At 56.2% G+C, this 13,420-nt stretch carries 10 protein-coding genes; 8 read left to right on the forward strand and 2 right to left on the reverse strand.

Annotated elements, in window-relative coordinates:
* The 8 genes from Q0G85_RS09450 to Q0G85_RS09485 all read left to right on the forward strand — a co-directional run.
* Window positions 1-324 (forward strand): M20/M25/M40 family metallo-hydrolase (locus Q0G85_RS09450; RefSeq protein WP_297157255.1); only part of this gene is annotated, 324 nt, incomplete at its 5' end.
* Window positions 325-1,139: 815 nt separating this feature from the next.
* Window positions 1,140-2,108, forward strand: a complete 969-nt coding sequence (locus Q0G85_RS09455) for a LysR family transcriptional regulator (RefSeq protein WP_297157258.1) — start codon at window positions 1,140-1,142, stop codon at window positions 2,106-2,108.
* A 318-nt stretch (window positions 2,109-2,426) separates the two neighbouring features.
* On the forward strand, window positions 2,427-3,785 hold the full coding sequence (locus Q0G85_RS09460) for an MFS transporter (RefSeq protein ID WP_297157261.1): 1,359 nt from the start codon (window positions 2,427-2,429) through the stop codon (window positions 3,783-3,785).
* Window positions 3,786-3,887: 102 nt separating this feature from the next.
* Complete coding sequence (locus Q0G85_RS09465; protein ID WP_297157264.1) at window positions 3,888-6,326, forward strand: molybdopterin-dependent oxidoreductase; 2,439 nt, start codon at window positions 3,888-3,890, stop codon at window positions 6,324-6,326.
* Window positions 6,327-6,365: 39 nt separating this feature from the next.
* Window positions 6,366-6,695, forward strand: coding sequence for a hypothetical protein (locus Q0G85_RS09470; RefSeq protein ID WP_158050383.1), 330 nt, complete (start codon window positions 6,366-6,368; stop codon window positions 6,693-6,695).
* 79 nt (window positions 6,696-6,774) lie between these two features.
* A complete protein-coding gene (locus Q0G85_RS09475; protein WP_297157268.1) occupies window positions 6,775-7,053 on the forward strand; it encodes a hypothetical protein in 279 nt (92 codons plus the stop codon).
* A 34-nt stretch (window positions 7,054-7,087) separates the two neighbouring features.
* The gene (locus tag Q0G85_RS09480; RefSeq protein ID WP_297157271.1) at window positions 7,088-10,126 is read left to right on the forward strand and encodes a BadF/BadG/BcrA/BcrD ATPase family protein; all 3,039 of its coding nucleotides are present in this window, start codon (window positions 7,088-7,090) and stop codon (window positions 10,124-10,126) included.
* On the forward strand, window positions 10,113-11,288 hold the full coding sequence (locus Q0G85_RS09485) for a hypothetical protein (RefSeq protein ID WP_297157275.1): 1,176 nt from the start codon (window positions 10,113-10,115) through the stop codon (window positions 11,286-11,288). The genes Q0G85_RS09480 and Q0G85_RS09485 overlap by 14 nt, the downstream gene beginning before the upstream one ends.
* A 160-nt stretch (window positions 11,289-11,448) precedes the next feature.
* Here the strand turns inward: Q0G85_RS09485 and Q0G85_RS09490 are convergent, their stop codons facing one another.
* Together Q0G85_RS09490 and Q0G85_RS09495 are read right to left on the reverse strand one after the other, a co-directional pair.
* Window positions 11,449-12,744 carry an MFS transporter gene (locus tag Q0G85_RS09490; RefSeq protein WP_297157278.1) on the reverse strand — a complete coding sequence of 432 codons (1,296 nt, stop codon included), beginning with the start codon at window positions 12,742-12,744 and terminating at the stop codon, window positions 11,449-11,451.
* 319 nt (window positions 12,745-13,063) lie between these two features.
* Window positions 13,064-13,420 (reverse strand): transposase (locus Q0G85_RS09495; RefSeq protein ID WP_297157281.1); only part of this gene is annotated, 357 nt, incomplete at its 5' end.

Here is a 13,420-nt window from a genome sequence, read left to right on the forward strand (position 1 = left end):
GCGGAGGACATGGGGTGCGCGTTTGAGATGGCGGAGCACCTCGGCCCGATTTACTTCAAGAGGGACGACGAGGTTGTCGTTTTGCTCGAGAAGGCCTATCGCGATGTCACGGGCGATATGGAAAGCGAGCCTTTCACAGTGGGCGCCGCGACGTTTGCGCGCACGATGAGGAATACCGTTGCCTTTGGGCCGATCTTCCCTGGTCAGGTGGAGATGTCGCATCTTCCGAACGAGTTCATCGCCATCGAGGACCTCGACAAGTGCACCGAGATCTATATCCGCGCGCTCTCGAACCTGCTGACGCGCGAGAACAAGGGCCGCTAACCCGAGTGACGCGAGTTGCTTCGAGCGCGCGAGGCGGCTTGGCCCTCTTGCGAACTGCTTGAGAAAGATAATAACGACTAACAGTCTGCCGGGAGTCCCCGGCAGACTTGCTTTTGGGGCAAACACGGGCGGGCCTCAAATTCGAAGTAGCAACGCGTGCTCTAAGTGCTCTCAAGGCGTATGTGGGCGAGCAAAGATCTTCGATGTTCTGTATTGCAAAACTAGCTAGAAAGCTAATCAAATTTCAAAATAGTAAACCGCAAACAAGGAATGGCGGCGCTGCGTGTACTTTTCCGACTCGGGTGCGAATATCCTGCATTCTTCAGGCTTCGCACAACAACTCGTGGGGGTGGGTCTCACTGTTAGTTGCTTGGAACGCACTGACTCGCTCGATACTATTGGCTTGCGATTTCGTTAAGGCGAGTCAATGTATAGCGATAGTAACGAAAGAGGAGGATGTTATGTGTTTCAGGCCACCGGACACAACGTCAGGTCCGCTCATTTGCCCAGAATGCGGAAAAAAATCGTGTCACCGAATTTCCGACCGGTCAATTACCCCTTCTGTAAGGCTCCGCTTCCGCCCGAAGGCGCTCCCGCGGCTCCTTCGGCAGGTGGGGCGCTGGTTGCTCCCGGCGCTCCGACGGTGCCAGGTGCACCGAAGCCTCCATCTGGGAAATAGCAGAACTGCCATAATGGCGTGACCCAGGGTTTTGTTACCGCCCAGGTCACGCCATTTTGTTCTGCCCAGCCAAATGATGGGGCTTCCATGATATAGTAATTATTATGCATTTCTTGACTGAGGGGGAGGCGGTCTTATGCATATTGAGTACCTGTATTATTTTCGGGACTTTTCCAAGTCGCTCTCGATATCGAAGACCGCGGCGGAGTATTACATGGCGCCACAAGGTCTGAGCAGGGCATTGCACCAGCTTGAAAAAGACTTCGGTATCACTCTTATGGCCTACAACAACAATGCGGTGACTCTTACTCCGGCGGGCAAGGAGCTCGCCGAGCTCGTCGAGGGCATAATCGCGCAGTACGATGACGCACGTGGGGCGCTCACCAAGTACAAGCTCTCGGAAATCGCTCCAAGCCAGGGAATCGTGAGGGTGACGGTCACTTCCTGCGTGTCGCGTTATCTGCTCACGTTGCTCGGCTTGCAACAGCCAGGCCTATTCCCCTTTGCGGTGAAAGTCAACGAGGCGAATATCTATCGCCTGGTCCCTCACTTATTATCGAGGGAAAACGAGGACTGCTTGGGAATTGTGTCGTTTCCTGCGACCAATCGGCATCGGCAAATCGTCGAGGCGGCAATCGAAGAAGAGGATTTGGTGTATCGCCCTCTCGCCGTGTCGCCCCTCGTTGCGGTGGTGTCCGAATTCTCTCCGCTTTCTTCGAAAAAGGTGATTACCCCGAAGGACCTTGACTCATGTCAGATCGCGCGGTATCGGGATACTGTCTTGGGCGACGCTCTCGATGATTATGTAAGAGAAGACAACATCAAAACGATTACCAATGCCAGTTCTGTCGTGTACGACCAGGTCATCGAGCATCAGGCGGTCAGTTTTGCCCCTAAGCTCGCCGAGGGAATGCGAACGCTCCCTCAACATGTTGTTCTAAAGCCGACGGAAGGGTTATTCAGCACAGAGTTCGGCATTCTTGTGGCTAAACGCAATATCTCTTCAGCTAATGTCGGTTGCGTTTTGGATTACATCGATCAAAAGCTCGAAGAGGAGAGGGAAAAGCCTCGCTATTTCAAGACGTTCGAGATGCTACCGTCATGATCTTCCTGCTCGCGCATTAAGAGAAGAATCCAACGCCCCTTCTTTCCTGCCATTGTGGTCGGTTCGGGAAGAAGGGGCGTTTTGCTGCATGCTCGAAACCCTGTCGTCTTCGGTAGCTCATCAAAACAGTTGAAGCACTTAAACAAGCGCTTGTTCGACCTTCTTGTGGCCGCATCGTATCGTACTCATGGGATGAAAAAGGGGGTTGAAAAGAGAGGGGAACCAAAGGGGACATGATCCGTCATCCTAAATCTGTCCAGCACTCCCAACGGGTTTATCTAGTGGCAGATCGTTTATGTTTGTGAGGAGGATCAGACAATGGCAGGACCAGTTACAGACGGGAAGGCGACGGAGGCGAAGAAGGAGCCTCATTATTCTGTTGCTGACCGAATGAACCGTATCCCAACATCACCGCACACAACTCTGATTATTTTCTTTGTGTTGATGGGTTGGTTTGCTGAGACGATCGACCTTGGCGGTACGAGTTTTCTCATGCCAACTATCCGAGAATATTTCGGCATGGACGCAACAACGGGCGGCTATTATTCGTCGATTTGTTTTCTCGGAATGTTCATCGGCGCTATTGCTGCTGGGCGCATCGCCGACAAGGTCGGGCGAAAAAAGACGATTGTCGTCTCGATGCTTATTTGGGGTGTCGCGGGATTCGCCTTGGTAGCATCTCCGAACGTGTATTACCTGTTCACGATGCGATTTATTTTGGGCCTCGGGCTTGGTGCTCAGTTCCCGGTCGCACTTAGCTACCTTAGCGAGCTTGTTTCCGGCAAGGACCGACCGAAGTTCATGACGCTCTACCAGCTCATGACGCCTGTCGGCTTTGCGGTCGCCGGCGTGCTCACGGTGCTCATCCTTCCGCATTTCGACTGGCGTGGAGTATACCTTGCCGAGGCTTTGCCTGCGCTGTTCGTAATCGGAATCATCAAATGTTGTCCGGAATCGCCCCTTTGGCTTGAGGCCAAGGGCCGATGGGAGGAAGCCGATGCAATCTGCACGAAATTCGAGCAGGAAGCCATAGCGAGGCACAAGGAACTTCCCCCCGTCGAGGTCATCGAGCGAGTCCAAACGAAAGCGACGTTTAAGGACCTTTTCAGCTCGAAGTACCTAAAGGTTACCATACTCTGCTTCTTTGTGTGGTTCATTAGCATGTTCAGCGATTACGGATTGACGACATGGCTCACGACGATTCTGATCGAAAAGGGCTTTGACGTCGTGCAATCCACTGGCTTTGTCACCATCGGTATCTTGGGTGGTATTCCCGCATGGTTCTTCTCGACGTGGGCGGCGAAGAAGTTCGGTCGCAAAAAGACGTTTCTTATCGCGGGCCTGTGCACTTCGATCTTCGGTATCGCATACGGCGCCTCGACCACGCTTATTATGCTCATCATTACAGGCATCCTCTATCAGTTCGGCAAGTACTTGAACGCGATGATGATGGCTCTTTATACGCCCGAGTTGTACGAGACGAGCATTCGAACGACGGGAAACGGTCTGGCGACTTCGTGGGGCCGAATGGGCTCTATCATCGGGCCGATTGTGCTCGCGGGCGTCATGACGAGCTTCGGTGTGTACACCACGATGTACATCGCGGCGGCTATGGTTATCATTCCTGGTTTGCTTGTATTCCTTATCGGTCCTGAAACCAAGGACAAGAAATTCTAATCAGCTACAACCGTTTTTGAGCCGAATTTGGCTGACGGTGGTGGACTGCGCCCTTTTTCGGTGCAGACGAGACATGGACGAGAGAAAAGACGGAGGTAGGACATGGAAAAAAAGGTACGCACAGTATGCTTCGACTGCCACTCCAAATGTGGCGTCATCCTTACTGTCAATGACAACAATGAGATTGTTCGCGTAGAGGGCGATAAGGATTGCCCGGTCAACGACGGCATTCTTTGCGTGAAGGCGTTTTCGGCCCAGGAAATCCACTCCCATCCCGATCGCCTGAAGTATCCCATGAAGCGCAAGACGTGGTCGGTAGACGAGCCCCATACGGAAAATCGCGGCAAGGACGAGTGGGAGCGCATCACGTGGGATGAAGCCATCGATCTCATCGAGGCGAAGATGCGCAAGGTTATCGACGAATACGGTCCGCAGTCGATTATCATTTCCCAGGGTACGGGTCGCGGCTCCAACCACTTCCTTGATCGCTTGAACAACTCCTGGAACGGCGGCGGCAAGGTATGGCCTACTCATGTTTGCCTGCTTCCGAACCTAGCTCAAACGCATGTGACCTGGGGCCGTATGTTCCATCCTCATGAGGCGTGCGACTACCGCAACGCTGGCTCCATCGTTATGTGGGGCACCAACCCCATTCGCTCGCGCCAGTATTCCGGCCTTCGCATCATGGACGCGAAGCGCAACGGTGCGCACGTCGTGGTCGTCGACCCGGTCTTCCGTGATATCGGAGCTAAGGCCGACCTTTGGGTTCCGGTTCGCCCCGGCACCGATGGCGCTCTGGCGATGGGTCTCACCAACCTCATGTTCCAAAGCGGCAAATTCATGAACGCCGAGCCTATGCTCTCGAAGTGGACGAACGCTGGCTTCTTGATCGATGCCGATACCCGCATGATGCTTCGCGAGGCTGATCTCGTCGAAGGCGGATCCGACGAGCACTACGTCGTCTGGGACAGGAACGCCGACACCATCGCCATCTGGCGTCCCGAGACGGAAGATTTTGACCGCGAGGACGTACACCCCGACATTATGGGCGTTCACGAAGTGACCTTGAAGGACGGCTCGAAGAAGGAATGCAAGACCGGCCTTGAGACCTACAAGGACGAGGTTGCGATGTGGACCCCCGAGAAGGTTTCCGCCGTTACGTGGACTCCGGTCGAGAAGATCCTTCAGATGTTCGACATCATCACCAACCCCACTGACGGAAAGTCCTCGCTGCTCACCGCGTATCTCGGCGCCTGCATGATGACCTCGAACGCCCTGCAGTCGGGTCGCGCGATCACCATTCTCCAGCTGCTGCTGAACCCGCCGATCGACGACAAGGGCGGCATCTACTTCAACACCTTCTGGGAGTTCATGCTCGATCCTAAGATCACCGCGTACGACCGCGTTCCGCCGAAGCTGCGCCTCGGCTACGACAAGCATCCGATGTACACGCAGGTTTACGGCAACGCGAACATCCCGAACGACGTGTGGGACGCAATGCTTACCGGCGAGCCCTGGCCTGCCAAAGTGATGATTTCCGTTGCGAACGACCCCTTGGGTTGCTTCGAGGACACGGAGAAGATCCATCGGGCGCTGCTGAGCGATATTCTCGAGCTCAATGTCGACATGGACTACTTCATGACCCCCGGCAACGAAATCGCCGACATCGTTCTTCCCGCTGCCCACTGGTCGGAGCGCGTTGGCGTGTTCGATGAAGAGCTCTATCCCGAGCCCTGCCCGTTCATCATTCCGCAGAAGGCCGTCGACGCTCCGGGCGAGGCTCAGGACGACTGGTACTTCCAGCGTGAGCTCGGTCGTCGTTTCGCTCCCGATCTGTGGCCGTGGAAGTCTTCCGAGGAGATGCAGCTTTGGCGCCTCAACGAGTTCCATCTGAAGCCGAACGGTAAGGAGCCTATCAACGACTACGAAGAGGCTGCGAAGATCGGTTACTTCGTCCTGTACGGCGGAGAGAACCGCACCACGAGGCAGCATGAGAAGGGCCTGGTCAAATTCCAGACTCCGACGACGCGCATTGAGGTGTTCTCCGAGCAGATGCCTTCTTATGGCTACGACTCGCCCCTGCCGAGCTACAGCGAGCCTTTCGAGAGTCCGTATCAGACGCCGGACCTCTATAAGGAATACGACCTCTGCCTTACCACCGGCGCTCGCGACTACGCTTTCTACCACTCCGCATGGACGAACATCGCCCACCAGCGCATTCTCGAGCCGTGGCCCTATATCGAGATTAACGAGGATGACGCGCGTGAGCGTCAGATCTCCGAAGGCGAGTGGCTTTGGGTCGAGACCCGTCGTGGCAAAATCAAGGCAAAGGCCCGCGTCTCCAAGGGCGTCATCAAGGGCGCTGCGTCCATGTGCCGACCCAACTACAAGCACGCTTGCAAGGAGCTGAATCTTCCTGGTTTCAGCTGGGACAAGGGCAACCCGAACATTCTCACCACTGCTGAGGGCTCCGATCCGGGCTTTGGCGCGGCGTCGATGCGAAGCTTGCTTTGCAAGGTCACCAAGGTGAACGAACTGTAGTCCGATAGTTGAATCCTCGCGTGTTAGGAAGGAAGAACCATGGCAAAGAAAATTGGAGTGCTCGTAGAGCTTGATTATTGTGTTGGTTGCTCAGCGTGTCAGCTGGCTTGCCAAGACTATTACGACTTGCCGGTAACCGAAACGTATATGCGCGTGTTTCTGGGCAAGCCCGATGTCGTCGACGGCCGCCACGAGATGTTTATGTCGCCGTACGCGTACCGTCTCGACAAGTGCGCGAATTGTCTCGAGAAAGAAGGCGAGGCTCCCTGTGCGGCAATCTGCATCTCCAGGGCGCTGCATGTCGATGAGCTCGACAAGATCAACGAGCTCGCGGAGAAGACAGACGGCCATCTCGCTGTCTATCGCTAGTTGATTCATATCTAATGATACGTCGCCTCGTCCGCTTTCATGCGGGCGGGGCGACCGCGTGTTACTTTGGAGGCGCGTCATGACTTTCGCCTGCACCGATTGCTCCCGTTGCGGCAAATGCTACGACAAGCATTCGACTTGCCCACAATGCGCGGGCCCGATTAACCTGCTTGAGGACGCCTGCCCAAACTGCGGCGAGCCCATTACCGACGCGATGCGCGATGCTGCCAAGCAGAAATATCTTGCAAAGAAGCGAATCGAGCACCAGAAGATCGTTGAACTTGCTCAGCAGGCGAAAAAGCGCCGAGAGCAGCAAGAGCGGCCGAAGCCTGTATACCCCTGGGAACAAAGGGAATAGCAGCTGATCTTAGCCATTGCGGAGAGGGGGAGCCGTGCTCCATGCTGGAATCGACTTGGGCTCGAAGACCGTGAAGCTCGTCGTGCTTGATGATGGGCTCGAGGTGCTGTATTCGTCTTACGAGCGCCATCTATCTAACGTGTTCGAGACGCTTGCCTACACATTGAAGAACGCGAGCGTTCACTTCCCCCGCGAGGCGATGACCTTCGGTGTTACAGGCTCTGCTGGAATGCAGCTTGCCGAGTTGTTGGGCTTGCCGTTCACTCAGGAGGTCGTTTCGGTCCGATCGGCGATCAAGACGCTGATTCCTCAAACGGATACCGCCATCGAAATCGGGGGAGAGGATTCGAAGATCCTGTTTTTGACGGGTGGCGAGGAGCTGCGGATGAACAGCACGTGCGCAGGCGGCACGGGCGGCTTCATCGATACCATCGCCGGCATGCTCGATATGAACGCCGAACAGCTCAACTACTGTGCCCATGGCTGCAAGAACATCCTGCCCATCGCTTCGCGTTGTGCGGTGTTTGCCCAGGCAGACGTACGCCCGCTCATCAATCAGGGGGTCTCGAAGGAAGATATCGCCGGCTCCGCGTTCGATGCGGTTGTCGCCCAGTGCGTCGGCGGCTTGGCATGCGGAAGGCCCATTGTTGGCAACGTCGCTTTCTTGGGCGGACCGCTTCATTTTCTCTCGGCGCTGCGGGAACGCTTTATCGATCGGCTCGGTCTTGACAACGATCACGTGGTGGTCCCGCGCGAGGGTCATCTGTTTGTTGCGCAAGGAGCTGCGCTGGCCCAATGGCATGCTCAACCTTCCACCCTCTCTCAAATGGTCGAGAAGATAAACGGAATCGATTGGAGGCAGGGAGCGTCCCTGCCTCGTCTTGACCCGCTTTTCGGCAGCAAAGAAGAGTTCGAGGCATTTTCCAGGCGCCACGCGTCTCATCGTGCGCCTCGGACGAATATGGGCGCATATGAAGGAGAGGCGTTTCTCGGAATCGACTCTGGCTCCGAGGCGATCAAGTATGCGCTTATCGCAAAAGATGGCAGCATTCTTCGAACGTATTATGCTCGATCGGCGGGAAATCTCATTGAGGCCGCGAGGGATATGCTTCTCGATCTGTGGAAGCATATCCCTCGCATGCACGACGGTTCTCCCGCAATTACCATCGCCCGCTCGCTCGTCACGGGGTATGGTGAGAATTATCTGCGCCAAGCGCTTCGGGTAGATGCGGGCGAAGTTGAGACGGTGTGCCATATGCGCGCCGCGCAATCGCTTTCCCCCGATGCGGACTTCATCCTGGATATCGGCGGGCAGGATATCAAGTGTATCTACCTGCGCAATGGTTCGCTTGACAACGTTGTCCTCAACGAGGCTTGCTCGAGTGGTTGCGGGGCGCTGCTTTCCGGGATGGCGTGGTCGATGAACGTCCGCTTCGATAGGTTCCTCGATGCTGCGTTGTTTGCATCCGAACCGGTTGATTTGGGAACGCGCTGTACGGTGTTCATGACATCGCGCGTGCGTCATGCTCAGAAGGAGGGCGCAACCATCGGGGACATCTCCGCGGGTCTTGCGTATTCCGTTGTTCGCAATGCCGTTTTCAAGGTGATGCGCGTGCGCGATTTCACCGCCCTCGGCAAGCATGTCGTGGTGCAAGGTGGGACGTTTCTGAACGACGCCGTGTTGCGCGCGTTCGAAAAGCTGTCGGGAATCGAGGTAGTGCGTCCCGATATCGCGGGGCACATGGGCGCATATGGCGCTGCCCTTCTGGCTCGTGAGCAGCATGTTCGCGGCAAAGGCAAAAGTGCTTGCAGCGTTTCGGAGCTTCTCTCGCTCGAGCAATTGAAGAGACTGCAACTGACAGTGCGAACAGAAACGTGCGAGTTGTGTGGGAACCATTGCTCGATAACGGTCACGACTTTTGAAAGCGATGGCGAAACGCGAGTGCTGTCCGTTGGGAACCGCTGCACGCGCGGCGATCGCTCGGACGCGAAAAGCGGAATCCAGTTTTCGGATTATTACTCCGCTCGCGTGCGAAGGGCGTTTACGCGCGCTGCGCGAGAAAGTTCGGGGGCGCGAGGCTCTATCGGTGTCATGCGAACCCTCGAGATGTTCGACCTCTTCCCCTTCTGGGATGGGGTTTTGAGCGACTTGGGTTTCGACGTTGTTTTGTCAAGCGAGCGCGCGAAGCTTCGCGGTGCGGCGCTTGGGACGATTCCTTCCGAATCGGCGTGCTTTCCCTCGAAAATCGTGCATGCACATGCGCTTGACCTGGTGAGTCGTCGGGTAGCTGCAATATTTGCGCCGAGTGTGCGCGAGATCATGCAAGGAGAGCTCTCTTGCCCGTCGTCGAGGGGCGTCCCCTTCGTCTTGAAGGCGAATGTGGAGAAGATCGGTGAGGGAGGCGTGCCTCTTGCGGCTCCCGTTCTGGAAGGGTTGTTCTCTTCCGAAGATTTCGATGTTTGCGCCGATGTCGCGGCCCGGCTTCTTGACGCCTTGCGCCCCATTGCCCTCGACCTCTCTTTGGCCGATATCGAGCATGCGCTTGTGGTTGGATCTGCGGCGCAAAGAGCGTTTCGCGACGACATCGCGAGGATGGGAAAAACCGCCCTTGCCGCAATCAGGCAAAGAGGCGGGCGGGGGATCGTTCTTGCTGGGCGTCCGTATCACGGAGATCCCGAAATCGGCCACGGGATAGCGGGCTTGCTTCGAGAATGTGGGTTCGCGGTTTTAACCGAGGATATGTTGTTGTTTGCTGAGGGACCGCTAGAAGCTGAAGCGTTAAATCTTTCAGGCTGGCTCTATCCTGATCGGGTGCTAAATGCTGCGCAAGCAACAATCGCCTTCGACAATCTCGAGTTCATGGAACTGTACTCGTTCGGCTGCGGGCTTGACGCGCTCACTGTCGACCGCGCGCGGGAGATTATCGAGGGCAACGGGAAGGTCTTCACTGCTTTAAAGATCGACGAGATGGTCGATCTGGCGTCGACCCGCATCCGGGTCCGGTCGATGATTGCCGCGCACGAACGACGAAGCTTCGAGAAGAGAGGGTTGTTCGAAGATGACGGAAAATAATAGAAACCTGCTGATTCCTGTCTTTTCCGATTTCCATGCGCCGTTTATGAGGGCTTCGCTTAAGGGCGCGGGGTGCGATTTCGTTTCACTGGCGAGCGGGGCATATGATCGAACCGCGGCTCTTGGTTTGGCCCATGTGAACAACGACGCCTGCTTCTCGACCATCATCACTGCGGGTCGAACCATTATGGCGATGGAGGGCGAAAGATTGTCGGTTGACGGCGGCCACTTGGGGGTGTGCGCCTTGCCCTGTCTTTGTCCCGACTGTCGGTCAAGGGACGCCCCTTGGTTCACGCATCGCGCTCTTGAAGGGGAGGCTTTGGGTGGTGTGCGCGTTCTCGACCTGCTCGACCTTGACGAGGACTTTTGCGACGACGTGTGCGCTGATCTTCCCGAGCGTCTTGCATGTGGGCTTGTCGTGGGCGATATCATTCTTCAACTTGAGAACTATCTTGTCCCGCTGATTTGCAAAGGGGGTTCGTCTTCGGGAAAAGCGTCGAGCGAGCTTGCCCGATGCCGCGCCGAGGCGATTTACGCTGCTGAGTTGGGGGAGAAAGACGCGGTACGGCGAGTTGCCGAGCAGGTAGATGCGTGCGCTCGAAGGCACCTTGATGAGGTTTCCTGCCTTCCGGAGATTGGCGTTGTCGGTTCTTATCCCGCAATCTTCGATAGAGGGATAAACGATGGGCTCATCGCCAAGATTCGCGATGAGGGGTGTCGGGCGGTGGTCCCGTTTGCCTCGCAGCTTTTGGCGACAATTTGCCGAGGGCGCGGGGTATGGCCCCGTTTCGCGGGTGCTATAGAGGAGATGCTCGCTTTTCTTCAAGGGGATTATTATGCTCCGATTCCAACTAATGAGGAGCACTCCGACATTCAGGACCAGGTGCTGCCAGCAGATGTTGCAACAGGATCCAGCATTCTCGTGCCGGGGTACATCGGACTCTTTGCTCGTCGTGGAGTGTTGGACATTGCTTATGCAGGCACCTTTGCCTGCATGTCTGGGCACGTTGGCGGAAGCGGAGTTCTTCGTGCAATTAAGAAGCGCTATCCGGAGCTATCGGTTGCGCCGCTCGAATACGATGCTGGTACGAGCTCCGTCAATCAGCTGAACCGACTGAAGCTGCTCGCTTCTGTCGCCAGGGAACGCCGCGCGATTCGTTGAGGGGCAGGGAGCCGCGATTCCGTCTTTATGGGTGCGTCCGAAAAATGCGAAGGCCCCTGTGGATAGAGGCCTTCGCATTGAGGGAAGCTGTCCGTCGCGAGGGAGGAGAGGACGAACAGCGGACGCGCGCGGGGCAATTGGGAAGTGCCCTGGCGCTACGCTATTTCGAATTGAGCCGGAGACTCTCGAGGCGACGCATGTCGCGGTTCCACATCTTCGAGAAGACGATGACGTCAAGCGTTGAGATGATGGCCAGCGCTCCCATGATGAGGAATACTCCCATGCGGTTGCTGGGATCGTTGACGATGGCTTGCACGACAATGTTGAGCAGCGAGCCGAAGACAATCGCGAAGTTTACGACTGAGAGGTTGAACGGATAGCGCTTCGAGCCGAATCTTTGCCTTGAGAAAGCTGACGCCACAACAGGGACGCCTCCATAGCAGAACCCGCAGCAGAAAGCACCGACAACGTACAATCCCGAGATGCCGGTCATAAATGCGCCGACAATGCATGCCGTTGCGCAGATTGCGACTATTCCATCAACGAGCATGGTGACTTTCACATTGGTCTTATCGTACAATGCGCCGATGATGACGCGGGCGAGCCCGTTGCAGGTTGAGACAAGGCCCACGAGGAGCGTTGCGAAGCCGACGTCGAAGCCGACAAGTTGCGCATCGGAGGCGCAGTTCCCAATGGTGGCTAAACCGATTGCGATGACGACAATCGCCCAGATGCAATAGACGTAGAAGGTCGGCGTTTTCAAGATGTTGTCGTTGTCTGCGGGGTCATCCGAATTGGTTCCGCATGCCTTCTCGGGTGCCATGATTGTAACTATGTTGGAAGGCGGGTACGACAGCGTCATAGCCAGGCTGGCCACGACGAGTACGGTGGCCACCCCTATGGCGGAAAAGACGCTCGATAGACCGAACAGGGGGACAAGATTGATCGAGATATTGCCCAAAATCAGGGAGCCCAGACCGAATCCCATCATCAAGACGCCTGATGAAAAGCCTACCTTGTCAGGAAACCAGACATTGGTGGTCGCGATGATGGAATTGTAGCCGATGCCGACGCCGAGTCCTCCGAGGACGCCGTAGAAAACGTAAACCGACTCGATCGATCCATTTGCAAACGTGGCGGTTCCCGCGAATCCGGCGAAGAACAGCGCAGCGGAAGCGAAAAGCGTTGTTCTAAGCCCGATACGCTTTTCGATTTGCGCGCCGATGACGGCGCCGATGCAAAAGGTGATCATCATGATGTTAAAGGTCAGGGCAACGGCGCTTTTCTCGAGGCCGTATGCTTGGCACATTGGTCCAGCGAACATAGAGAACGCGTAAATCAGCCCGAGGAATAGGAGCGAGAATGCAGAGCTTGCTAAGTAAAAAGCCCTCTTCTTCTTGATTGCCTCAGCGCTCATGGGCGACTGCTCGCGCTGTCCTGCGATTCCTTTCGACATGGGACCCCCTGTATTTAGAATATCCTCTCCCTTTCTATGCTTGTATTTAACGTTCATCGATGGCTAGAAGAAAGCGGCAGTACGTTGAGAGCTTTCAACGATTTGTAAGGGTGGGGGCGAGGGGCGGGCGCGTACGGTTAAAACGTGCAACGCCGAAGCGCAGCCCAAAGATGAACTGCGCTTCGGCTCGATAAGGCTTGCTGTTCCAGGGGGTGTTCCTATAGTTTCGTCAACCCTCAATCCTTCGATAGGGCGCGGAATTCGAGCAAGCTCGCGCAAGCCCCAGCGGGCTGCGTACCAACGTTATGCTGCGGAACCTTTACGCGACGTAAGGAACCTTGTCCCTCATGACGGCGTAGATCACCTTCAGCCGCTTTCTCGCGACGGCCTTGAGGGCCTTGCCGTGCGGCATGCCGCGGTCGCGGCACCTCGCGTAGTACTCGCCCCAGCGGCCGTCCGTGCGCGCCAGGCAGTTGCATGAGAATATGAGGAGGTTCTTCAGGCGCTTGTTTCCCTGCCGGGACGCCGACACCGACGACACCGAAGTCCCGGATTGGCGGTTGCGCGGCGCCAATCCGCAGTACGACGCCAGCCTGTCGTGGCTCGGAAAATCGTCGATGTCTATGGAAATCGCCAGTTCGGACGCCGTTTTCGGCCCTATTCCGGGGATGGTGAG

The organism is uncultured Ellagibacter sp. (genome assembly GCF_934617235.1).
Lineage (GTDB): Bacteria > Actinomycetota > Coriobacteriia > Coriobacteriales > Eggerthellaceae > Ellagibacter.